At 71.2% G+C, this 22,654-nt stretch carries 24 protein-coding genes; 10 read left to right on the forward strand and 14 right to left on the reverse strand.

The annotated features are described in order from the left end of the window. Positions 1 to 104 precede the first annotated feature (104 nt). Complete coding sequence (locus GKS42_RS17390) at positions 105 to 461, forward strand: iron chaperone (RefSeq protein ID WP_154794974.1); 357 nt, start codon at positions 105 to 107, stop codon at positions 459 to 461. 66 nt (positions 462 to 527) lie between these two features. On the opposite strand, the gene GKS42_RS17395 is transcribed toward GKS42_RS17390, so the two are convergent. Next, complete coding sequence (locus tag GKS42_RS17395; protein WP_154794975.1) at positions 528 to 1,277, reverse strand: AfsR/SARP family transcriptional regulator; 750 nt, start codon at positions 1,275 to 1,277, stop codon at positions 528 to 530. Positions 1,278 to 1,356: 79 nt separating this feature from the next. Between GKS42_RS17395 and GKS42_RS17400 the strand changes: the two genes are divergently transcribed. Continuing rightward, the gene (locus GKS42_RS17400) at positions 1,357 to 1,521 is read left to right on the forward strand and encodes a DUF1059 domain-containing protein (protein ID WP_154794976.1); all 165 of its coding nucleotides are present in this window, start codon (positions 1,357 to 1,359) and stop codon (positions 1,519 to 1,521) included. On the opposite strand, the gene GKS42_RS17405 is transcribed toward GKS42_RS17400, so the two are convergent. Then, complete coding sequence (locus GKS42_RS17405) at positions 1,522 to 2,814, reverse strand: DUF6986 family protein (RefSeq protein ID WP_154796794.1); 1,293 nt, start codon at positions 2,812 to 2,814, stop codon at positions 1,522 to 1,524. Positions 2,815 to 2,853: 39 nt separating this feature from the next. Further along, the gene (locus tag GKS42_RS17410) at positions 2,854 to 4,314 is read right to left on the reverse strand and encodes an NAD-dependent malic enzyme (RefSeq protein ID WP_154796795.1); all 1,461 of its coding nucleotides are present in this window, start codon (positions 4,312 to 4,314) and stop codon (positions 2,854 to 2,856) included. Positions 4,315 to 4,433: 119 nt separating this feature from the next. Between GKS42_RS17410 and GKS42_RS17415 the strand changes: the two genes are divergently transcribed. After that, positions 4,434 to 5,237: an IclR family transcriptional regulator gene (locus GKS42_RS17415; RefSeq protein WP_154794977.1), complete on the forward strand. Its 804-nt coding sequence runs from the start codon at positions 4,434 to 4,436 to the stop codon at positions 5,235 to 5,237. A gap of 12 nt (positions 5,238 to 5,249) precedes the next feature. Here GKS42_RS17415 and GKS42_RS17420 read toward each other — a convergent pair whose 3' ends face one another. Next, positions 5,250 to 6,803: a nucleobase:cation symporter-2 family protein gene (locus tag GKS42_RS17420; RefSeq protein WP_154794978.1), complete on the reverse strand. Its 1,554-nt coding sequence runs from the start codon at positions 6,801 to 6,803 to the stop codon at positions 5,250 to 5,252. A gap of 122 nt (positions 6,804 to 6,925) precedes the next feature. Between GKS42_RS17420 and GKS42_RS17425 the strand changes: the two genes are divergently transcribed. Further along, the gene (locus GKS42_RS17425) at positions 6,926 to 7,516 is read left to right on the forward strand and encodes a nucleotidyltransferase family protein (protein ID WP_232847717.1); all 591 of its coding nucleotides are present in this window, start codon (positions 6,926 to 6,928) and stop codon (positions 7,514 to 7,516) included. Between the two features lie 23 nt (positions 7,517 to 7,539). Here GKS42_RS17425 and pucL read toward each other — a convergent pair whose 3' ends face one another. From pucL to aceB, 5 genes are all read right to left on the reverse strand, one after another. Beyond that, the gene (pucL, locus tag GKS42_RS17430; RefSeq protein ID WP_154794979.1) at positions 7,540 to 8,451 is read right to left on the reverse strand and encodes a factor-independent urate hydroxylase; all 912 of its coding nucleotides are present in this window, start codon (positions 8,449 to 8,451) and stop codon (positions 7,540 to 7,542) included. Position 8,452: 1 nt separating this feature from the next. Beyond that, positions 8,453 to 8,803, reverse strand: a complete 351-nt coding sequence (uraH, locus tag GKS42_RS17435; RefSeq protein ID WP_154794980.1) for a hydroxyisourate hydrolase — start codon at positions 8,801 to 8,803, stop codon at positions 8,453 to 8,455. Continuing rightward, a complete protein-coding gene (gene uraD / locus GKS42_RS17440) occupies positions 8,803 to 9,303 on the reverse strand; it encodes a 2-oxo-4-hydroxy-4-carboxy-5-ureidoimidazoline decarboxylase (protein ID WP_154794981.1) in 501 nt (166 codons plus the stop codon). The genes uraH and uraD overlap by 1 nt, the downstream gene beginning before the upstream one ends. A gap of 163 nt (positions 9,304 to 9,466) precedes the next feature. Continuing rightward, entirely contained in the window at positions 9,467 to 9,943 is a 477-nt protein-coding gene (bcp, locus tag GKS42_RS17445; protein WP_154794982.1) for a thioredoxin-dependent thiol peroxidase, read from the reverse strand. 18 nt (positions 9,944 to 9,961) lie between these two features. Beyond that, positions 9,962 to 11,548 (reverse strand): malate synthase A, encoded by a 1,587-nt coding sequence (aceB, locus tag GKS42_RS17450; protein ID WP_154794983.1) that lies wholly within the window; start codon positions 11,546 to 11,548, stop codon positions 9,962 to 9,964. A 200-nt stretch (positions 11,549 to 11,748) separates the two neighbouring features. Here aceB and GKS42_RS17455 point away from each other — a divergent pair, with 200 nt between their 5' ends. The 4 genes from GKS42_RS17455 (at position 11,749) to GKS42_RS17470 (ending at position 16,014) form a co-directional block, all read left to right on the forward strand. Next, positions 11,749 to 11,913: a hypothetical protein gene (locus GKS42_RS17455; protein ID WP_154794984.1), complete on the forward strand. Its 165-nt coding sequence runs from the start codon at positions 11,749 to 11,751 to the stop codon at positions 11,911 to 11,913. Continuing rightward, on the forward strand, positions 11,910 to 12,869 hold the full coding sequence (locus tag GKS42_RS17460; RefSeq protein WP_154794985.1) for an NAD(P)-dependent alcohol dehydrogenase: 960 nt from the start codon (positions 11,910 to 11,912) through the stop codon (positions 12,867 to 12,869). Before GKS42_RS17455 ends, GKS42_RS17460 begins: the two co-directional genes overlap by 4 nt. 223 nt (positions 12,870 to 13,092) lie before the next feature. Next, the gene (locus tag GKS42_RS17465; protein ID WP_154794986.1) at positions 13,093 to 14,394 is read left to right on the forward strand and encodes a hypothetical protein; all 1,302 of its coding nucleotides are present in this window, start codon (positions 13,093 to 13,095) and stop codon (positions 14,392 to 14,394) included. A 201-nt stretch (positions 14,395 to 14,595) separates the two neighbouring features. Then, positions 14,596 to 16,014, forward strand: coding sequence for an 8-oxoguanine deaminase (locus tag GKS42_RS17470; protein WP_210769208.1), 1,419 nt, complete (start codon positions 14,596 to 14,598; stop codon positions 16,012 to 16,014). A 60-nt stretch (positions 16,015 to 16,074) separates the two neighbouring features. Here GKS42_RS17470 and GKS42_RS17475 read toward each other — a convergent pair whose 3' ends face one another. The 4 genes from GKS42_RS17475 to gatC form a co-directional block, all read right to left on the reverse strand. Beyond that, complete coding sequence (locus GKS42_RS17475) at positions 16,075 to 16,653, reverse strand: GNAT family N-acetyltransferase (RefSeq protein WP_154794988.1); 579 nt, start codon at positions 16,651 to 16,653, stop codon at positions 16,075 to 16,077. 165 nt (positions 16,654 to 16,818) lie between these two features. Further along, positions 16,819 to 18,321, reverse strand: a complete 1,503-nt coding sequence (gatB, locus tag GKS42_RS17480) for an Asp-tRNA(Asn)/Glu-tRNA(Gln) amidotransferase subunit GatB (protein ID WP_154794989.1) — start codon at positions 18,319 to 18,321, stop codon at positions 16,819 to 16,821. Beyond that, positions 18,318 to 19,832 (reverse strand): Asp-tRNA(Asn)/Glu-tRNA(Gln) amidotransferase subunit GatA, encoded by a 1,515-nt coding sequence (gene gatA, locus GKS42_RS17485; protein WP_154794990.1) that lies wholly within the window; start codon positions 19,830 to 19,832, stop codon positions 18,318 to 18,320. Before gatA ends, gatB begins: the two co-directional genes overlap by 4 nt. Next, positions 19,829 to 20,128, reverse strand: coding sequence for an Asp-tRNA(Asn)/Glu-tRNA(Gln) amidotransferase subunit GatC (gatC, locus tag GKS42_RS17490; RefSeq protein ID WP_154794991.1), 300 nt, complete (start codon positions 20,126 to 20,128; stop codon positions 19,829 to 19,831). The genes gatA and gatC overlap by 4 nt, the downstream gene beginning before the upstream one ends. 144 nt (positions 20,129 to 20,272) lie before the next feature. Between gatC and GKS42_RS26950 the strand changes: the two genes are divergently transcribed. Continuing rightward, positions 20,273 to 21,319: a DinB family protein gene (locus GKS42_RS26950; RefSeq protein ID WP_354002667.1), complete on the forward strand. Its 1,047-nt coding sequence runs from the start codon at positions 20,273 to 20,275 to the stop codon at positions 21,317 to 21,319. Between the two features lie 50 nt (positions 21,320 to 21,369). Next, on the forward strand, positions 21,370 to 21,735 hold the full coding sequence (locus GKS42_RS17500; RefSeq protein ID WP_154794992.1) for a VOC family protein: 366 nt from the start codon (positions 21,370 to 21,372) through the stop codon (positions 21,733 to 21,735). 10 nt (positions 21,736 to 21,745) lie between these two features. On the opposite strand, the gene GKS42_RS17505 is transcribed toward GKS42_RS17500, so the two are convergent. After that, a complete protein-coding gene (locus GKS42_RS17505) occupies positions 21,746 to 22,633 on the reverse strand; it encodes an AraC family transcriptional regulator (protein ID WP_154794993.1) in 888 nt (295 codons plus the stop codon). Positions 22,634 to 22,654: the final 21 nt, after the last annotated feature.

Here is a 22,654-nt window from a genome sequence, read left to right on the forward strand (position 1 = left end):
CACGGCCGGGCGCCGAGGAACGGCCGGCCATCGAGGTCACAATGGGGCTGGACCGAACGAGAGTCCTCGGAGCAACCAGGCAATCAGAAGCGAGGCACACCTCCATGACGGCGACAGCTGACCACGACGCGTACATCGCCCAAGCGCCCGAGCCCTTCCGGCCCTCACTGAAACGGTTGCGCGCGCTGCTGTCCCGCGCCCTGCCGGAAGCGGACGAGATCGTCGCCTACAACATGCCCGGCTTCAGGATCGGCGGCACGGTCGTCGCGAGCTACGCGGCGTTCAGCAAGCAGTGCGGGCTCTACGTCCTTCCGGGCGCGATCTCCGAGTATGCCGAGGAGATCGCGACCGCCGGCCTCAAGGCAACGAAGACCGGCATCACCTTCTCGCTGCGCAACCCCATCCCGGACGACCTCGTCGAGAAGCTGGCACGGGCGTCGCGAACGGGCGCCGGGGCCTGACGGGCTCAGTCTGATCGATCAGGCGGTCACCTCCCGTCATCGGAAGGCTCATCCGGCAGGCACGTCCTAGCGCAGGAGCTGGTGGTAGTAGCGCTGCACCGTCGCTCCGGGCTCCGTGCCGAGCTCCTCGCTCAGGATCATCCGGAGCCGCCCGTAGCAGGCCAGCGCCTCGGCCTCGTTCCCGCCGGCCGCGAGTGCACGCATCAGCAGCAGGTGCCCGGTCTCGCGCAGTGGCGCGAGCTCGACGAGCTCGCGGGCCGACCGCTCGGCCCCGGGCAGCTCGGTGGCGTCGATCGCGAGGCAGGTCGTCGCATAGCACTCCAGGGCGCGGAGCCGGGCGTCGGCGAGCCGGCGCCGCCAGCCGTCCAGCCACTCGGCGTCCACCCCGGGTAGGAGCGTCCGCCGGGCGACGAACAGCGCGGCGAGGCTCGCATACCAGGCTCGGTCCCACTGCCGGGCGCCGACGGCCGACTCGGCCGTGTGCAGGGCCACGAACGCGCGGTCGACGTCGACGTGGGCAGGTTCGGGCAGTACGACGGCGAGTTCGGCGCGCCCGCGGATCAGGTCGGCGCCGACGGCGGAACGCAGCTTGGAGATCAGCACCGTCAGCGCGTTGGCGGCAGCCGCCGGAGGCGACTCGCCCCACAGTGCGTCGACCAGTGCGTCCCGAGCCATCGGCTGGGGCCTGTTCAGGACGAGAAAGGCGAACAGCGTGCGCGCCTGACGGCTCGGCAGATCCTCGGCGAGACTGCGGCCGCCCAGCTCGACGGCGAACGTCCCGCACAGCTGCACCCGAACGCCGGCTCTGTCCTGCACGCTGTCCCACCTCGGCTCCTGCGTGGCTTGCCGCCATCGATTGTCATCCTGCGGGGCGGCGAAGCACAATCGACACATCATGATCCGTCAGGTGCGTTGTGAGTGCGGCTTCACCGCGCGTGGCTCGACCGACGACGAGGTGATCACGCTGATCCTCGCCCACGTCGGGCAGGACCATCCCCACCTCGCCGCCGTCGAGACGGCCGACGACGTGCGTGGCTGGATCGAGCTCGTCCCGGAGTGATCAGGCCCGCGCCGGCCGCGCCAGCGATGCCAGCGGTGCGCGCTCGAGGCCGGCGAGATCGGCGGCGGCAAGGGCGCCGCAGTCGAGGCCGCGCAGCACGAAGCCGGCGAGCGCCTTCGCGGTGGCGGGTTCGTCCAGCACCGCGCCGGCCCGCCGGTCGAGGTAGGCGCCGAGCCGGGTGACGGCGTCCGGTGCGGACGCGCGGAAGTAGGCGTAGGTGGCGGCGAACCGGCTCGGCAGCTGCGCCGGGTGCAGGTCCCAGCCCTGGTAGAAGCCGCGGTGCAGCGAGCGGGTGACCAACCGGCCGTGCAGCGCCCAGGCCGCCCGCACGCCGTCGGGCTCGCCGACCGGCAGCACGTTCGTGGAACCGTCGGACAGGTGCACGCCCGTGCCCGCCGCGGCGAGCTGCATGACGGCCTTCGCGTGGTCGGCGGCGGGATGCTCCATGCTCTGGTCCGCGGCGGCGATGCCGAGCGAGGCGGAGTAGTCGTAGGTGCCGTAGTGCAGGCCGCTGACCCGGCCCTGGCCCGCGTGCAGCATCGGTGCGATGAGGGCGGTGCCGTCCGCGCCGAGGATCGCCTGCGGCGTCTCGACCTGGATCTCGAACCTGAGCCGTCCGGTGACCAGACCGAGCCTGGCCTCGAGGTCGGCGCAGGCGAGCACCATCGCCCGCACCTGGGCCACGGAGGTGACCTTCGGCAGGGTGAGCACGAGGCCGTCCGGGAGCCCGCCCGAGGCGAGGAGTTCCCCGACGAACAGCGCGAGCGTGCGGAGCCCACGCGCCCTGGTGGCCGGCTCGAGGCACTTGAACCGGATCCCGACGAACGGCGGGAGCCGACCCGCGGCGCCGGCCTGCGCGACGGCACGGGCCGCGGCACGCACGTCCGCGTCCTCGTCGTCGCCGCCGTAGCCGTCCTCGAAGTCGATCCGCAGGTCCTCGATGGGCTCCGCCTCGAGCTTGGCGAGCACGAGGCCGGCGATCAGGGCTCGCTCGCCGGGGTCGGTGACCAGCGCGTGGGCGTCGAGCAGGACGTCGATGCCGCCGACGGCGTCCAGTGCCTCCTGTGCCTGCCTGCCCCAGCGGGTCGGCAGGTCCGGGTTGTACCGGTCCCCCGGCACGTAGACCGTGTGCACCGGCTGCCGGGCGCCGGCGTCCCCCGGGTAGAGCCGGGCGGCCCGGGCGTCCGGCTCGGCGAGCAGGTCCTCGATGGCGCGCGCCGCCGTCGAGGACAGGCCCACGACCGCCCCGCGGTCGGTGCCGTCCTCGCCGTCCGTGCCCGCTGTGCCGTTCATGCCGTTCGTGCCGTTCGTGTCGTTCGTGCCCGCCACGGCTCAGCCCCCGACCGTGGCCGAGAACTGGGGCGCGGCGGCGTCGATGTCGGGCTCGACCGTGTGCCCGGCTCGCTCCCGCTCCACGCGGGCGACGTCCTGGACCGCCTTCGCGACCGCCTCGGCCACCGTCGGGTCGAAGACGCTCGGCACGATGTAGTTGGGGTTGCGCTCGGAGTCGGCCACGGTGTCCGCGATCGCGACGGCGGCGGCGCGCAGCGTGGCGTCGCTGATGGCGGTGGCGTGGGCGTCGAGCAGCCCACGGAACAGGCCCGGGAACGCGAGCACGTTGTTGATCTGGTTCGGGTAGTCGCTTCGCCCGGTGGCCACCACCGCGGCGTGCTGGGCGGCTTCGATCGGGTCCACCTCGGGATCGGGGTTCGCGAGTGCGAAGACGATCGCGCCGTCGTTCATCGCCTCGATGTCCGAGCCGTCGAGGATGCCCGCGGCGGAGACGCCGATGAACACGTCCGCCCCGGCCATGCCCCCCTTCAGCGACCCGGCGAAGCCCTCGGGGTTCGTGTTCTCCGCGAGCCAGCGACGGTGCGCGTCGACGTACTCACGTCCGGCGTGCACGGCGCCGGTCCGGTCGAACCCGATGATGTTCGTGGCCCCTTCGCCCGCGAGCAGGTGGATGATCGCGGAGCCCGCGGCGCCCACGCCGGAGACCACGATGCGCACGTCGGCGAGCTCCTTGCCGACCACCCGGAGCGCGTTGATGAGGGCGGCGAGCACCACGATCGCGGTGCCGTGCTGATCGTCGTGGAAGACCGGGATGTCCAGTTCCTCGCGCAGCCGCCGCTCGATCTCGAAGCATCGCGGCGCGGAGATGTCCTCGAGGTTGATGCCGCCGTAGCCGGGCGCGATCGCCTTGACGACCATGATGATCTCCTCGGTGTCCTTGGTGTCCAGGCAGACCGGCCAGGCGTCCACGCCACCGAACTGCTTGAACAGGGCGGCCTTGCCCTCCATGACGGGCATGGCGGCGGCGGGCCCGATGTCGCCAAGGCCGAGGACGGCCGTGCCGTCGGTGACGACGGCGACCGTGTTCCGCTTGATGGTCAGGCGGCGGGCGTCCTCCGGCTTCTTCGCGATCGCCAGGCAGACCCGGGCCACGCCGGGGGTGTACGCGCGGGACAGGTCGTCTCGGTGGCGCAGGTTCACCTTGGGCCGCACCTCGAGCTTGCCGCCGAGGTGCATCAGGAAGGTGGCGTCGCTGACCTGGCGCACGCTGACGCCGTCGATCGCCTCGAGGGTCGCCGAGATCGTCTCGACGTGTGCGCCGTCGACGGCATTGCACGACACGTCGACGACCATGCCGGAGTCGGTGGACTCGACCACGTCGATGCCGGTCACGGCGGCTCCGGTGGCGCCGACCGCGGCCACGATGTCCGTGGTGGTGCGCGGACCGGTGGGCGCCTCCACGCGCAGGGTGATCGAGTAGCTCGGGCTGGGGAGGGCCATCATCGGTCCAATCTCTCGCGATTCGGATTCACACTTCCACTTAGTGGAAGCATAGGCGATACTGGGATCTGACGGAAGCAGGTTTCACGCCGGGCCCAGCGATAGGAGAAGGTAGGGACATGGAGAGCACACCGTCGACGGAGACGACCCAGCCGGAGCCCCGGGAGAAGGTCGCGAGCGGCCAGGTGCAGTCCGTGGACCGCGCGATCGAGCTGCTGGAACTGATGGCGGATGCCGGCGGAGAGGCGGCGCTGTCCGAGCTCGCGGCCAGCACCGGGCTGCCGCTGCCGACGATCCACCGGCTGATGCGCACGCTCCTGTCCCGCGGGTACGTGCGTCAGCTGCCCTCGCGGCGCTACACCCTCGGGCCCCGTCTGATCCGCCTCGGCGAAAGTGCCGGACGCCAGCTCGGGGCCGGCGCCCGCCCCTACCTGACCGCCCTCGCGGCAGAGCTCGGCGAGACCGCGAACCTGGCCATGATCGACCGCGACATGGCGGTGTACGTGGCCCAGGCGGCATCCCGCCACTCGATGCGGATGTTCACCGAGGTGGGCCGCCGGGTGTTCACCCACGCGACCGGCGTGGGCAAGGCCGTCCTGGCCCAGCTGCCCGACGCCACCGTGCTGGAGATCGTGGCCCGGGTGGGCATGCCGGCCGCGACCCCCCAGACGATCACCGACCCACAGGCGCTCCTGGCCGAGCTCGCGAAGATCCGCGAGCGCGGCTATGCCATCGACGACGGCGAGCAGGAGATCGGGGTGCGCTGCTTCGCCGTCGGGGTGCCCGGCGCGCCCACGCCCACGGCGCTGTCCATCTCGGGACCGTCCGCACGCGTCGGCTACGACTTCGCCGAGACGGCGGTGCCGGTGCTGCAGCGCACCGCCGCCGACCTGGCCAAGGAACTCATCTCCCCCGCAGGCTGACCGGCTCACGGGCTACTCCTCGCAGACCGCTCGGACCTCGTCCCGGCTGGTGATCTCGCCGCTGGCGACCTTGCGCCGGACGACCTCGTACCGGTCGTCGGGGACCACCGGGACCTCCTCGCCGTCGGCGTCGACGACCTTGCCGCCCACCACCGAGTCCCCCTCTCGCAGCGACTGCAGGTCCACCTGCTTCAGCAGCCGCACCGAGGTACCGGCCACGAACACCGAGGAGTTGTCGGTGTTGCCGGCGCGGATGTGGTTGAAGACGATGTTCAGCAGCACGGCCATGAGCGCGGCGGAGCTGATCCCGGAGTGGAAGATGATCGTGAACCAGTCCGGGAACGCGTCGTAGAACGTCGGCTGGACCACGGGGATCAGGCCGAACGCCAGCGACACCGCGACGATGATCAGGTTCATGTTGTTCTCGTACCTGACCTTGGCCAGGGTTCGGATGCCCGCGGCGGCCACGGTCCCGAACAGCACCACGCCGGCCCCACCGAGCACCGGCGTGGGGATCGCCGCGACGACGCGACCCACCAGCGGGAACAGGCCGAGCACCACCAGGATCACGCCGCCGGCGCTGACCACGAACCGGCTCTTCACACCGGTGATGGCGACCAGCCCCACGTTCTGTGCGAACGCCGTCTGCGGGAAGGAGTTGAACACCGGCGCGACGGCGGAGGAGAGCATGTCCGCGCGCAGGCCGTCAGCGATCCGGCGCGAGTTCACCTTGGTCTTGACGACCTCACCGACGGCGAGGATGTCCGCCGTCGTCTCGGTCATCGTCACGATGATCACGATGAACATCGAGACGATGGCGGCGACGTCGAACGTCGGCCAGCCGAACGCGAACGGCGTCGGGAACGCCACCACGGCGCCGTCGCCGACGCCGGAGAAGTCCGCCATGCCGAGCACCGCGGCCACGATGGTGCCGATCACGATCGCGAGCAGGATGGACAGGCGGGACAGCGTCGCGCTGTTGACCTTGGACAGGATCAGCACGATGGCCAGGGTCAGCCCGGCCAGGCCGATGTTGGCCATGCTGCCGTAGCCCTCGGCCTCTGCGTTGCCGCCCATCGCCCAGTTCGCGGCCACCGGCATCAGGGTCAGACCGATCGTGGTGATCACCACGCCGGTCACCACCGGTGGGAAGAATCTGATGATCTGCGCGAAGAACGGTGCGATCAGCAGCCCGATGAGCGAGGCCACGAGCACGGCGCCGAACACGTCGCCGAGGCCACCTCCGCCGTCGAGGATCGCCAGCATGGTGGCCACGCCTGCGAACGAGACGCCTTGGACCAACGGGAGCTGGGACCCGAAGAACGGCAGCCCGAAGGACTGCAGGATCGTCGCCAGTCCGCCGATGAACAGGCAGGAGGCGATCAGCAGGCCGATCTCACCCGGCGCGAGCCCGGCGGCACCGCCCATGATCAGCGGCACGGCGATGATGCCGCCGTACATCGTGAGGACGTGCTGGAGACCGTAGGCGAACGAGGCGCCGATCGAGAGGCGCTCGTCCTCCGGCCTCGTGGGCTTGGTCCTTGTGTCTGGTGCTGCCTCCGCCATGGCGGTCACTCTCCTTTGAGTCTGGTCGGCCCGGGCTGCAATCCTCGGACGACGTCGGGCCTCTGGTCCGGTGGGACCGATGCGGCTGTGGTTCGTCAGTTCCGGCGGACTACGCTCGCCGGGTGGACGTGTGTGGTGTGGTGCTCGCGGCCGGGGCCGGGAGCCGGCTCGGCCTGGGCACGAAGGCACTGTTGCGGTTTCGGGGTACGTCCCTGGTCGAGCACGTCGTCGGTGCGCTCCGGGCCGGTGGCTGTGCCCGGGTGGTCGTGGTGCTCGGCGCGGAGGCGGACCGGGTCCGTTCGGGTACCGAGCTCGGCGACGCCCAGGTGGTGGTGAACGCCGACTGGGCGAGCGGCCTGGCATCCTCGTTCCGGGCCGGGGTGGCGGCCGCACGGGCCGCCGGGCCGGTTCCGGTCCTGATCGCCCTCGTCGACCAGCCCGGCGTCAGCGGCGAGCTCGTGGCCCACCTGCTGGCCGAGCACCGGGCGGGAACGGTCACCGCGGCCCGGTTCGGGCCGGACGCGCGGCCGGGGCACCCGATGGTCTTCGACGCCGACGTCGCCGCCGCGGCGGCCGCTTCGGCAACCGGCGACGAGGGTGCCCGGCGCTACTTGCGCGCCAACTCCGAGGTGCTGCGCCCGGTGGACTGCACCGGGCTCGGCGCAGCGGAGGACGTCGACGTCGCCGGCGACCTGCACCGACTCCGGTCCTGACCAGCGCACCGTCGCTGCCCCGATCAGCAGAAGCCGGTGACGGAGGCCCAGGCGCGCGGCTCCGGCGTGGCGTCCTTGCGCTGCACGGTGGCCTCGATCAGCCCGTACGGGCGGTCCGCCGCGAAGAAGACGACGTTCGGGTTGTCCTGACCGAACGGGCTCAGGTCCACCAGGAAGTGGTGCTTGTTCGGCATCGAGAACTTGATCTCGGCGATCTCCGGGTGCGCCTCGAGGACCGCGATGCCCATCTGGTACAGGGTCTGCTGCAGCGCGTAGGAGTGCTGGGTGGCGAACTGCTCCAGCATGAGCCGGCGAACGTCGTCGAACACCGCGTCGAAGTCCAGGTCGGAACGGGTGTAGCGCCACCGGGCCTTGACGTCGGTGGCCAGGATCCGGTCCGTGGCCTCGGCGAGCGTCGTGTACTTGTCGCGGGTGAAGCCCACGAACTCCGACGCGGTCGACTTCAGCACGGTGAGATCCTGCAGGCCCGCCACGACGAACACGTCGTCGCCGTCGCGCTGGACGACGGCGGTGCGCACCTCGGTGCCGCTCCTGACGAACGAGTGGTCGTGCTCGCCGGCACCGGTGGGGATCCTGACCCAGGAGTACTTCTCGATCTCCCAGCGACCGCCGGAGATCCAGTCGTAACTGGACGTGAAGTGCTCCCCCAGCCGGAGCGCGAACTCCTCCGGGGTGCCGACGCCGTCCCGGGCCAGGGAGTACACGGTGTTCTTCTGGCTGTCGGTGGCGACGCAGTGCGCGTTGTCGCCGTCGGTGTGGATCGCATCCAGGTCGCCGCGCAGCTGTGATGAGACGTTGAAGTCGGTGATCTCGTGGCGTGGCGTCTCCCGCTCGATCCGGACGAGGCGAACCTCGGCCTTGCCGTACTGGTTCTCGCCCAGGACGGCGATGTCGCTGGTGGTGTTGTCGGGCATGTCAGCTCCCTCTGTAGGTGGAGTAGGCGAACGGACTCAGCAGCACCGGTACGTGGTAATGCTGGTTCGGCTGATCTGTCACTGCCACCCGGAAGGACACGGTGACCTCCGGGTAGAACGTGTCGACACCCCGGGCGTCGAAGTAGGCACCGGTGGCGAAGGTCAGCCGGTAGGTGCCCCCGGGCAGCGCTTCGGGCCCGAGGTCGGCGATGCGGCCGTCGTCGTCGGTGGTCCCGGTGGCGACCTCGGCCCAGCCGGAGCCGCCGGAGACGGCGCCCTCGAGGACGACGGCGATCCCGGCGGCGGGGCGACCGGCGGATGCGTCCAGGACGTGGGTGGTGACGTGGGACATCAGTTCGTTCCTTCCAGGACGGACTCGAGGCGGAGCACGGCGATCTCGCGCAGTTGCGACGCGGCGATCCGGCGCTCCTGATCGGGCGTATGGGTGAGCCGCTCGTCGAGGGCGGCGAGGATCTGCGCGGCGCTGCGGCCGGCCGCCCGGATCAGGAACACGTGCCCGAACCGCTCCTCGTAGGCGGCGTTACCGGCACGCAGCCGCTCCTGCACCTCGGCATCGGCATCGATGCCGGACTGCTCACGACGTGACATCGCCGCGTCGGCGGCGCCACCGTCGGCGCGCTCACCGATCCGCGGGTGGCGGGCCAGGGCGGCATCGATCTCCGCATCGGTCCAGGGCTCCGCCGCGGTGCGAGCAGCGGCCAGCGCCTCGGCCACCGTCGCGAACGGCAGCGCGTCGGCGACGGCCCGGGCCCACCGGTCCACGTCCGCGCAGCTGCGCAGCACCGCAAGGGCGTCCTCCCTCGGTGCGGTGTTGAACTCGGCCAGCCTCATCGCTCGGTGCCTTCGCCTTCCGCTTGACTTCCGTATGTCGGAATCTAACTTCTGCTAATCGCAAGTTACTCGGACGATCCGATGGGTGTCAAGAGAACCATCGCGTCGACATGGCGGCGGGCAGACACCCTGAGGGTGCCTGCCCGCCGTCGTCCTCACCCGCCTAGGCCACACCCAGCTCCTCGCGCAGGGCGCGCACGTGCCCCTGGGCGGCCACGTCGTAGGCGACCGAGGCCAGCGTGCCGTCGGGCGCCACCACGAACGTGGACCTATGCACGGAGTCGAACGTCCGGTCGCCGAAGGTGACCGGACCCCACGTGCCGTAGGCCTCGGCGACCGAGTGGTCGAGGTCCGAGGCGAGCGGGAAGGTGAGGTGCTGCTCGGTTGCGAACGTCTGCAGGTCGGCGACCGGATCGGCCGAGAGGCCCACGACGGCGTAGCCGGCGCCCTGCAGCGAGGCCAGGGCATCGCGGAAGTCGCAGGCCTCGGTGGTGCACCCGGGGGTGCTCGCCTTCGGGTAGAAGTACACGATCACACCGTTGGTGGCACCGTCCCTGAGATCGGCGAGGGTGGCCTTCTCCCCGTTGGCGGTCGGCAGGCTGAAGTCGGGGGCGGTGTCCCCCACGTCGAGTCGGCTCATCGGATCGGCTCAGTCCTCTCAGGGCATGCGTTCGTAGGCGGGCAGGGTGAGGAAGTCTGCGTAGTCGTCCGCGACGGCGACGTCCAGGAAGGTCTGGCGAGCCTCGGCGTAGTCGGCAGCGTCGCCGTCGAGCTTGTCGACCTCCTCGGTCACGAGCCGGTCGATCAGCTCCCGCGTGACCTGCTCACCGGAGTCGGCCAGGACGATGTCGTTGTGCAGCCACTGCCACACCTGCGAGCGCGAGATCTCGGCCGTGGCGGCGTCCTCCATCAGGTTGTTGATGGCCACCGCACCGAGCCCGCCCAGCCAGGCGTGCAGGTACTGGATGCCGACCGAGATGTTCGAGCGCAGACCCACCTCGGTGACCTCGCCCGGTGTGGCTGCCACGTTCAGCAGGTCCGCGGCGGAGACGGACACGTCGTCGCGAGTCACCTCGATCTGGTTCGGACGGTCCCCGAGGACGTCGGTGAAGACCTCCTTGCAGAGCTCGACCATGCCCGGGTGCGCCACCCAGGATCCGTCGAAGCCGAGGGTCGCCTCGCGGGTCTTGTCCGCGCGGACCTTCTCGAAGGCGGCCTCGTTGACCTCGGGATCCCGGGAGGGGATGAACGCGGCCATCCCCCCGATCGCGTGTGCGCCGCGCTTGTGGCAGGTCTGCACGAGCAGGTCGCAGTAGGCCCTCATGAACGGAACGGTCATGGTGACGGAGTTGCGGTCCGGGAGCAGGAACTCGGTGCCGCGGGTCCGGAACGACTTGATCACCGAGAACATGTAGTCCCACCGGCCGGCGTTCAGCCCGGCGGAGTGCTCGCGCAGTTCGTAGAGGATCTCGTCCATCTCGAAGGCGGCCGGGTAGGTCTCGATCAGCACGGTCGCACGGATGGTCCCGCGCGGGATGCCGAGGGCGTCCTGGCCGATGACGAAGGCGTCGTTCCACAGTCGTGCCTCGAGGTGGGACTCCATCTTCGGCAGGTAGAAGTACGGGCCGAGGCCCTTCTCGATCTGGCGCAGCCCCGCCGTCGCCAGGTAGAGCGCGAAGTCCACGAGGCTGCCGGAGACGACCTCGCCGTCGACCGTGATGTGCTTCTCCGGGAGGTGCCAGCCGCGCGGGCGCACCACGATGGTGGCGAGCTCGTCGTCGGGCTTGAGGGCGTAGGACTTGCCGGTCTCGGCCGTGAAGTCGATGGTCCGGTTGATCGCGTCGAGCAGGTTGACCTGACCGCCGATCACCGAGGACCAGTGCGGGGTGTTCGCGTCCTCCTGGTCCGCGAGCCACACCTTCGCCCCGGAGTTGAGCGCATTGATGGTCATCTTGCGGTCGGTGGGACCGGTGATCTCGACCCGGCGGTCGGCCAGGCCGGGCGCGGCCGGCGCGACCCGCCAGGTGTCGTCGGCGCGGATGCTCGCGGTCTCGGGCAGGAAGTCGAGGGTGCCGCCCTCGGCAAGGGCCGCCACGCGCCTGCTGCGCGCCTCGAGCAGCTCGAGGCGGCGGGCGCCGAGCTGACGATGCAGGCTCGCGATCAGTTCGAGGGCCGCGGCGGTGAGGACCTCCTCGGCCCGCTCGGGGAGATCGCCGACGATCTCGAGGCCGGACACATCGCTCATGGGAGGACTCCTTCTTCGGGCGTGGCCTGGCAGCCGGTTCGAGCATGCCAAGGCCGGCAAGGTGTGGCAATCGGTCAAGACACTTCCGCTGTGCGGAATTGTGATTCCTTTGGATGATACCAGCGGGTTGCTGCCGCAGGACGGCACGTCCCATGCGCAATCTCTTGCCCTCCCCGCCCCCGGACGCGGAGGATGGCCGGATGGATCCCGCGGACTTCCCCACCGGTCTCGTCGCCGATCTCCACGCCCCGCTCCGCTCGGTCATACGGGCCGCCGAGCCCCGCCGATACCACTCGACCTCCCTGGCCGGACCGACGTTCGACCCGCGCCCCGACGGCGGGACGGCGGGGCGGGCGAGCCGATGAGGGCCGTCCGATACGACCGATACGGGCCACCGGAGGTGCTCCGGCTCGAGGAGGTGCCGGTGCCCGTCCCCGGGCCGAGGCAGGTGCTCGTGCGCGTGGCCGCGACGTCCATCAACCTCTCGGACTGGGAGTGTCTGCGCGGTCGGCCCGCCTACGCCCGCACCAGTGGGGTGCTCCGACCCGAACGGGCACCGGTGCTTGGTTCGGACATCGCCGGATGGGTCGAGGCCGTGGGCGCGGAGGTCACCCGGTTCCGCCCCGGGGACGAGGTGTACGGGGACAACCTCTTCGCCAAGGGTGGCTTCGCCGAGTACGCCGTGGCACCGGAACGGGTCCTGACCCACAAGCCCGCCGAACTGACCTTCGCCGAAGCCTCGACCCTGCCCCAGGCCGGGGCGATCGCCCTGCACGTGACGTCCGGCATCCGTCCCGGGGACCGGCTCCTGATCAACGGCGCCGGCGGCGGCTCGGGAATGTTCGCGATCCCGCTCGCGGTCGCGGCGGGAGCCCACGTGACCGGGGTGGACAATGCCGGCAAGCTCGACTTCATGCGCTCCCTCGGGGCGAACGAGGTGATCGACCACCGGACCCAGGACTTCACCCGGACCGGGCCCTACGACGTCATCGTCGACCTGGTCGCCCACCGGTCGCCGTTCGCGTACCGGCGCGCCCTGGCCAGGGGTGGGCGTTACGGGCTGGTCGGCGGCGGGGTACCGACCATGCTCGGGGTGGCGACGGTCGGTGCGCTCGCGGGTCTGGTCACCGGCCGGCGGCTCGGGATCATGGCCGTGCAGTCCGGGCCGCCGTTCTTCGCGCCGCTGACGCAGCGGTGCATCGACGGAGAGGTCACGATCAGGATCGACCGCACCTTTCCGTTGGTGGACGTCGCCGAGGCTCTGACGTACGTCGGCAAGGGGCGCGCCCTGGGCAAGGTGGTGGTGGAGGTCGCCTCCTGAGACGCCGGGCAAGGCGCGCGGCGATACGATCGGGGCTTGGTCCATGGCGCTCGACGTGACGAGGTCCTCCGTGCAACGAGACCAGTATCCTTCGGCCCGGTCGGTGCCTCATGTCGAGCGCCCCGGACGGGCGGTGGCCTCGCCGGTGCACGCGCCTGCACCGGACCGGCGACTGCTCCACGATTCTGCTCTCGCGTGGCAGCGGGAGGTTGGCAACGGTGCGGTGAGCCGGCTCGCCGGCGGCGTGCCGATCGTGGTGCAGCGAGATGTGCTCATCGGCGACGAGACCCTCCCGAAGGGTGCGATCGTCACGGCACTGAAGGGCCGGCCCGAATGGCGGGCGCTCGGCGGGCTCGCGGCGATGGAGGACGTCATCCGGCTGGTCGAGGCTCAGGTCGCTGACTTCGAGGACGGAGGCTTCTTCGAGGACTGGTCCGTGGTGATCAAGGGGCTCCGCTTCTTCGCGGTAGGTACAGACGTCTTCGAGACCCGGCTGGAGGCCCGCGACTCGCTGACGAAGCACGACCCCACGTTCGCGACGGTGACGCCGGAGGTCTCAAGAGCCCTGGAGTCCTGGCTGATCGAACACCGCGCGTTCAAGGACTGGGCCGAAGCCACTGCCGCACTGCCACGACCCGAACCGATACCGCAGGACGCGGCGAAGTTCGTCAAGATCGGGGAGCGGCAGTACACACTCGTCGGCACGATGCACACCTCCACCGCCCCGGACCTGTCCGGCGCCGTACCAGCGCAGAACCTGACGAACGCAGATCTGATCCTGGAGTACCCGCCCCTCGTCGAGCACGCCCGGGAATACACGGCCAAGGACATCGCGAAGGTCCACGACAAGACGCAGACGGCCCTCGCGGCGCAGGCACCGTACCGCCCGACCATGACGGTCATCGGTGCGGACGGGCGGAAGTTGCAGATCGCACCGGGCGAGCACATGTCGCTGTCCATCCGGAACAAGCGGTCCGACGATTTCGTCATCGAGACGGTGGATATCGATGCTGGCGCGGTCCGCAAGGAAGTGGCCGGTTACCTGAGCGCATGCACCGGGAAGGATGACCTGCCCGGGGTGCTGATGGAGCCACTGGGCACCTGGGTCGGGTACCGGGACAAGACCGACCTCCAGGGCGTCCTCGGAAAGACCGCAGAGCGGGTCCGCGCACTCTCCCGCGACCGCGACGAATCCACGATCGCGCTGATCCATCAGCATGTGCTCGGGGTCCTGGACCGCAATCTCGCGACCGTCGCCAAGGACTTTCCGAAGGACCTACCGGACTACACGGCGGCCCAGCGCACGCAGGCCCGGAACTCCGAACTCGTCAGCGCCGCGCTCGATGCGGTCTGCAACCTGCTTCTGTTCACCCAGACCCTGGCGAGCAGGAAGCCGAACGTCGTCGTCGCGTTCGGCGACGAACACGTCAGACCTCTCACGGCCCTACTCGAGCAGGTGGTCCGCGACCTGCGCGCCCAGGAGCAGAAGGGTGACCCCGCGGAGCAGAAGCGGGAGGGCGATTGATCGGGCAGAGATCCGCGCTCGTCGGCCCCGACGCCGGCCTGAGCCGGCGGGTGGCGTCCCATCGCGAGCGGATGAGCTGCCAGACCCTTGACCGGGGGCGACCCGCCGCTGGTAGCCTTCCGGGCACCGGCGACGACACCCGAGTGGACCGCTCGCCGCCGGTTCCTGGATCAGCAGACAGGACCTCACTGAGCTGGCGGCATGGTCGCCGCCCGTGACCGCGCCGTTCGTCAGAACCGAAAGGCGATCCCCGTGAGCACCCTCTGGCTGTCCCACCCGCAGGCCATCTTCACCGGCACCGGCGCCGACTCCGACGGCAGCGCCGCCGGCGGCCTGGTCGTCGACACCGAGACCGGCACCATCGTCGAGCTCGTCGGCTCCGGCGCGCGACCGACCGTGACGCCCGACCAGACCTACGACGCGTCCGCGCGCGTGGTGATCCCGGGGCTGATCAACACCCACCACCACTTCTATCAGACGCTCACCCGCGCCTGGGCGCCGGTGGTGAACGTCCCGCTGTTCCCGTGGCTGGTGAACCTGTACCCGGTCTGGGCGCGGCTCACCCCGCGCGCGCTGGAGCTCGCCACGACGGTCGCGATGGCCGAGCTGCTGCGCTCGGGCTGCACCACGGCGGCCGACCACCACTACCTGTTCCCGGACGGCATGGAGGACTCGATCGACATCCAGGTCGCCGCCGCCCGGGCGCTGGGCATGCGGGCCACCCTGACCCGCGGCTCGATGACCCTCGGCGAGAAGGACGGCGGGCTGCCGCCGCAGTCCACCGTCCAGGACCCGGACGTGATCCTCGCCGACTCGCAACGGCTGATCGACACCTACCACGAGCGTGGCGACGGTGCGATGATCCAGATCGCCCTTGCCCCGTGCTCGCCGTTCTCCGTGACCACGCGGATCATGTCCGACAGTGCCGAGCTGGCCGCCGCCAACGACGTCCGCCTGCACACCCACCTCGCCGAGACGATCGACGAGGAGGACTTCTGCCTGGAGCGGTTCGGGATGCGGACCGTGGAGTACCTGGACTCGGTCGGCTGGCTCACGAACCGCACCTGGCTCGGGCACGGCATCCACTTCAACGACGACGAGATCGCCCGGCTCGGCGCGGCCGGCACCGCGGTCGCGCACTGCCCCACCTCGAACATGCGGCTGGCCTCCGGGATCTGCCGTGCCGTGGAGCTCGAGGACGCGGGCGTCCCCGTCGGCCTCGGCGTGGACGGCTCCGCCTCCAACGACGCGTCCAACATGATTCTCGAGGTGCGCCAGGCGATGTACCTGCAGCGGCTGCGCTACGGCGCGGAGAAGGTCACCACCGAACGGGCCCTCGGCTGGGCCACGAGGGGCTCCGCCCGGGCCCTCGGCCGGTCCGACGTGGGCGAGCTCGCGCCCGGCAAACAGGCCGACCTGGCCCTGTTCCGCCTGGACGACCTGCAGTTCTCCGGTAGCCACGACCCGCTCGCCGCGCTGCTGCTGTGCGGCGCCGACCGGGCCGACCGGGTCATGGTCGCCGGGACCTGGCGGGTGACCGACTCCGAGATCGTCGGGCTCGACGTGCCCGCGCTGATCGCCGAGCACAGCGAGCTCGCTCGCGCCCTGGTGGCGGGCTGACCCGGCCGGAGCGCGACGGAGCGCACGCCGCCCGGGGTGGGCTCCGCCGTCGGGCCGTAGTCAGCGCCAGCTGGCCCGAGCGCCGGCGTACTCGTCCTCGAGCATGCCCATCCGGATCGAGTCGTAGTAGCGCTCGGAGTCGAGGTAGGCCTCACGGACCCGGCCCTCCACCACGAAGCCGAGGGACTGGTACAGCGCGGCCGCGCGGGGGTTGAGGCTGAGCACCTCAAGGCCGACCCGGTGCAGGCCGAGCCCGCCCGCGTCCGGAGTCTCGAACGCGAACCCGAGGACCAGCATGATGGCCTCGCGCCCGTACCCGCGGCCCCGGTGGCCGGGGTTGGTGAGCAGGCGCACGTCGGCCCGCCGGGACGTCAGGTCGATGTGTTCCAGCGCGATCTCGCCGACCATGCGGCGGCCCTCGGTGCACATCGCCCAGTCGTACCGGCCCTCGAGCTCCGCGGCCGTGGCGGCCCACTCGGCGACCTCCTCGCGCGTGCGCACGTCGGTCTCGCCGGTCTGCCGTCTGCCCTCCGGGTCGCTGACCCCGAGCCACAGGTCGTCGGCGTCGGCGGCCTCGATCGGACGCAACGTGACCATCTCGCCCGGAAGGGTCGGAACGGCCCAGTCGACTTCCGGCATGGCACTCCCCCGTCGTCGTGATCGGCGAGCCCGATCGGCGAGCCCGATCGGCGCCCCTCTGCGCGGTCCGGCCTCCCGACCGACGCTAGCACTGAGTCGAGCGCGCGAGCGCGCACCATCCCGCTGGATCCGAGCGGGATCGTGCGCACTCGCGCGCCAGGGGCTTCAGCTGAGGCGCTCCATGATCAGCTCGCGCACGCGGCCGGCGTCGGCCTGGCCGCGGGTGGCCTTCATGACCGCGCCGATCACCGCACCGATCGGGCCGAGGTTGCCGGAGCGGATCTTCTCCGCGATGTCCGGCTGGGCGGCGAGGGTCTCGTCGATGACCGCGAGCAACGGGCCGTCGTCGGAGACCACCTCGAGGCCTCGGGCGGTGACGACGTCCTCGGGGGACCCCTCGCCGGCGAGCACGCCCTCGAGGACCTGCCGGGCGAGCTTGTCGTTGATCCGCCCGGAGTCCACGAGCGCCTGCAACTGCCCGATCTGCTCCGGGGTGACCGGAAGGTCCTCGAGCGCGACGCCCTGGGTCTTGGCCGTGCGGGCCAACTCACCCATCCACCACTTGCGCGCGGCGGCCGGGGACGCACCGGCGGCGACGGTGGTCTCGATGATGTCGACGGCGCCGGCGTTGACCACGTCGCGCATCTCGGCGTCGGCGTAGCCCCACTCCTCGCGCAGGCGGCGCCGGCGCGCCACGGGGGCCTCGGGCAGGGTCGACCGGATCTCCTCGACCCACTCCCGCGGCGGCGCGAGCGGCACCAGGTCGGGCTCGGGGAAGTACCGGTAGTCGTCGGCGTCGGACTTGACCCGACCGGAGGACGTCGAACCGGTGTCCTCGTGGAAGTGACGCGTCTCCTGCAGAACGGAACCTCCGCCGTCGAGCACCGCGGCCTGCCGCGACACCTCGTACCGGACCGACCGCTCGATGGAGCGGAACGAGTTCACGTTCTTGGTCTCGGTCCGCGTGCCGAGCGGGGCGTCCGCGGACTCGCGCAGGGACAGGTTCACGTCCGCGCGCACGTTGCCGCGCTCCATCCGCGCCTCGGAGACGCCGAGGGAGCGGAAGATGTCCCGCAGCGTCTGCACGTACACCCGGGCGATCTCCGGCCCGCGGGTGCCGACACCGGTGATCGGGCGGGTGACGATCTCCACGAGCGGGATGCCGGCCCGGTTGTAGTCCACGAGGGAGTACTCGGCACCCTGGATCCGGCCGGTGGCGCCACCGACGTGCGTGTTCTTGCCGGCGTCCTCCTCCATGTGCGCCCGCTCGATCTCGACGCGGAACACCTCGCCGTCCTCGAGCTCGATGTCGAGGTAGCCGTCGAACGCGATCGGCTCGTCGTACTGGGAGGTCTGGAAGTTCTTCGGCACATCCGGGTAGAAGTAGTTCTTCCGGGCGAACCGGCACGTCTCGGCGATCTGGCAGTTCAGCGCCAGGCCGATCCTGATCGCGTACTCCACAGCCCTGCCGTTCACGACCGGCAGCGCGCCGGGCAGCCCGAGCGAGACCGGGGTGACCGAGGTGTTCGGGACCTCGCCGAAGGAGGCGGGCGCGTCGTCGAACATCTTCGTGGCGGTACCGAGCTCGACGTGCACCTCGATGCCGAGGACGGCGTCGTAGCGGGCGATCGCGTCGTCGTAGTCGACGAGTTCGTCGGTGACACTCATGCGTTGACCTCGAGTTCCGGGGCGCGGGACAGCAGCGGGGCGCCCCACTGGGCGAGCAGCAGGGATTCCAGGGCGGCGCCGACTCGGTACAGCCGCTCGTCGGCGCGGGCCGGGGCGAGGATCTGGAACCCGACCGGCAGACCGTCGTCGGACAGCCCGCTCGGCAGGGACAGGCCCGGCACGCCGGCCAGGTTCGCCGGGATGGTGGCGACGTCGTTGAGGTACATCGCCATCGGGTCGTCGACCTTGTCACCGAACTTGAACGCCGTGGTCGGCGCCGTCGGGGAGACGAGCACGTCCGCCTGGGCGAACGCGGCCGCGAAGTCCCGCTGGATGAGCGTGCGGACCTTCTGGGCGCTGCCGTAGTAGGCGTCGTAGTAGCCCGCTGAGAGGGCGTAGGTGCCGAGGATGATGCGGCGCTTGACCTCGTCCCCGAAGCCGGCGCCGCGGGTCGCGGCCATCACGCGCTCGGCGGTGATCGGGCCCTCGGTGGGCTCGACCCGCAACCCGAACCGCATGCCGTCGAACTTGGCCAGGTTCGAGGAGGCCTCCGACGGCAGGATCAGGTAGTAGGCGGCGAGCGCGGCGGTGAAGCTCGGGCAGGAGACCTCGACGATCTCCGCGCCCGCGTTCGTGAGGAGCTCCAGGCTCGCCTCGAAGCTGGCGCGGACCCCGCTCTGGTAGCCCTCGCCGCCGAGCTCGGTGACGACGCCGACCTTGAGGCCGGTCAGGTCGCCGGTGGCGCCCGCCTTCGCGGCCTCGGTGTACGACGGCGCCCGCTCGCTCAGCGAGGTCGAGTCACGTGGGTCGTGGCCGCCGATGACGTCGTGCAGGAGCGCCGAGTCGAGCACGGTGCGGGTGCACGGGCCGGCCTGGTCCAGGCTGGAGGCGAGCGCGATCAGCCCGTACCGGGAGACGCTGCCGTAGGTGGGCTTGACGCCGACGGTGCCGGTGACGGCGGCCGGCTGGCGGATCGAGCCCCCGGTGTCGGTGCCGATCGCGAGCGGTGCCTCGAACGCGGCGACCGCGGCGGCCGAGCCACCGCCCGAGCCGCCGGGGATGCGCTCGAGGTCCCACGGGTTGCGGGTGGGCCCGTACGCGGAGTGCTCGGTGGAGGAGCCCATCGCGAACTCGTCCATGTTCGTCTTGCCGAGGATCGGCATCCCGGCCGCGCGCAGCCGCTCGACCAGGGTCGCGTCGTAGGGCGGCACCCAGTTCTCGAGGATCTTCGATCCGGCCGTGGTGACCTGGCCCTTGGTGACCACGACGTCCTTGACGGCGATCGGCACGCCGGCCAGTGCGTGCAGGTCCTCGCCGGCGGCGCGGGCGGTGTCCACCGCGGCCGCGGCGGCGAGCGCCTCGTCGGTGTTGGTGTGCAGGAAGGCGTGCACGGCGCCGTCGACCGCGCCGATCCGGTCCAGGTGCGCCTGGGTGACCTCGACGCTGGAGACCTCGCCGGCGGCGAGCCTGGTGGCGAGTTCGGCCGCGGTGGCGCGGGTGAGGTCGCTCACTGCTCCTCCCCCAGGATCTGCGGCACCAGGAACATGCCCTCCTCGGCGGCCGGCGCCTGGGCGAGCACGTCCGCCACGGGCAGGGTCTGCCCGACGGTGTCCTCGCGCAGCACGTTGGTGAGCGGGATCGGGTGACTGGTGGCGGGCACGTCGTCGCCGGCCACCTCACTCACGGTCGCGACGGCCTGGACGATGACGTCGAGCTCACCGGCGAGGCGGGTGATCTCGTCGGGAGCGAGGTCGATTCGGGCGAGCGCGGCAAGGCGCGCGACCTCATCGGAATTGATGGTGGACATGGCCGCGAGTCTACCCAGCGGCCGGCACCCGTCCGCCCCACGCGTACCGGTCGTCAGGAGCGCGCCGTTCTACGGCGGATCAGGCCCGTGAGCCGCAGATCAGCACGTTCGCAGGGCCGCGGTGGGCCGTCTACGGTTGTGTGCGTGAGTGAGAACGGGATCGCCGGAGACGACAAGGACTGGACCTGGGTCCTCGACCGCCGGTGCCCGGACTGCGGCCTCGACGCCGGCGCGATCACGCTGGCGGACGTCCCGGGGGCGATCCGGGCGCAGATCCCGCTCTGGCCCGAGGTGCTGCACCGCCCGGACGTGCGCGAGCGGCCGGACCCGGGCACCTGGTCCACCCTGGAGTACGCCGCCCACGTGCGCGACGTCTTCGAGGTGTTCGCCGGGCGGCTGAACCTGATGCTCACCGAGGATGACCCGCTGTTCCCGAACTGGGACCAGGACGCCGCCGCCGTGGCCGGTCGCTACGGCGAACTCGAACCGCATGATGTCTCCTTGGAGCTCCAACGCCGCGGCGCCTCGCTCGCGTCCGACTTCGACGCCGTCACCGGTGAGCAGGCGACCCGGTCCGGGCTGCGCAGCAACGGGTCGGTGTTCACCGTGCTGACCCTCGCCCAGTACCTGATCCATGACCTGGTCCACCATGCCTGGGACGTCACCCAGGGCCGGGCCGGACATGAGGGTGGCGCCGCCGTCGCGGGTGCAGCCGGGTCATCCACCGAGCCTGTGGCGGGTCTGGCCGCCGTCGCGGCGCCCGAGAACAACGCGGCCGACGGCGGCCCTCGCGCTGTCGAGGACGGTTCCGTCGGCGAAGGCTCGGCCGACGCCGGCCCGGACACCGGCGAGGAACCTGTAGCCGCCCCCGACGCCGCAAGCACGCAGAGCGAGACCACCAAGGAACTGCCGCCCATCCAGCGCTTCGCGCACGAGCACCGGCTCGCCGTCGGCCTGACGCTCGGGGTGCTCGCACTGGCGCTCGCGGTGCTGTTCGCCATCGCCACCCCGGACTCGGACGCCACCGGCTTCTCGGGATTCGTCACCCGGTGGGCCAGCTCGCTGTGCTGGCTCCTGGTCTCCGGTGTCGCCGTGTCCTGGGCGCTGCGGGCCAAGCGCACCACGACGAACGGCCTCGCCTGGCTCGGGATCGCGTGCTACGCCTGCTACCTGTTCTTCCGGGCCGGCTGAGCCCGCTCCCCCCACTCCGACGATGTCGGCGCTCGGTCGCACACTTGAGCATGACCACCGGCCCCGTGCTCCGCGCCGTCGACTGCGTGACGATCCCGGTCCCCGACCTCGAGACCGGCCTCGCGTTCTACGCCGGCGCGCTCGGACACGAACTCCTGTGGCGCGACGAGACCACCGGGCAGGCCGGCTTGCGCCTGCCGGACACCGAGACCGAACTCGTGCTGACGACAAGCGCTCCGTACGCGCCGGCGTGGCTCGTCGACGCGGTCCCGGCCGCGGTGGCGGGCCTGGTCGCGGCCGGCGCCACCGTGCGCCGGCCGGTCGAGGCGATCCCCGTGGGCCGCATCGCCGTGGTCACCGACCCGTTCGGCAACGACCTCGTACTCCTCGATCTGTCCGCCGGCCGCTACCCGTGACGCACCGCTCTCACGTCACGTGGTCGGCCCGCGACGCCTGGCGGAACTGCGACGGGCTCGAGCCGCTGACGGCCCGGAACTGCCGGGAGAAGTAGAACGCGTCCGGGTAACCGACCTCGCGCGCGACCTCGGCCACGGTCCGGCTCGTGGTCATCAGCATCACCCGAGCCCTGGCCATCCGGATGCTCTTGACGTACTCGAGGACGCCGCCGCCGGTGGCGTGCCGGAACAGGGCCGCGAAGTGGGAGGCGCTGAGGCCCACGTGCGCGGCCAGTTCCGGGACCCGGACCGGGGCGTCGAGGTGCTCGAGCAGGTACTCGCGAGCCCGCTGGACCGGGCCGGCCTCGTTGCGCGGCCCGGCCAAGCGGTCCGCCCCGATCTGGGCGAGGGCGTTCCAGGCCGCCCCGGCCGCGGCCATCAGTACCGGGCGGGTCTCGTCCCGTTCGAGCGCCTGCACCACCTGCTCCATCGTGTGCACCGTACGCGCGGGATCGTGCAGGTCCACCACGGCGTGCCCAGCACCGCCGACGATCGGAGCGAGCAGCGTCGGCACGTCCGACCCGGCCGCGTGGAACCACCAGAGTGTCCAGGGGTCGGCCCGGTCGGCCCGGTACAGGTGCGGGGTGCCGGGCGCGAGCACCAGGGCCTGACCGACTCTGATCGCCTCGGTCGAAGCGCCGACGTCGCACCAGCCGCGACCCTCGGTGCACACCAGGACCACGGCTTCACGCGCCCCCTTCGGCCGGGACCGTCCATGGTTCGCGGCGTGCGGGAAGTACCCGGCGTCGGTGGCGAGCAGCCGCTCCGTGACCCCGACCGTCAGCGCCTGGCCGACCAGCGGACGCGGCAGCACCCGCATGCGCTGGCCCGGGAAGCCGTCCCTCGTGTACGTCACCATGGGACCACCCTGCCATCGAAT

The organism is Occultella kanbiaonis (genome assembly GCF_009708215.1).
Taxonomy (GTDB): Bacteria; Actinomycetota; Actinomycetes; order Actinomycetales; family Beutenbergiaceae; genus Occultella; species Occultella kanbiaonis.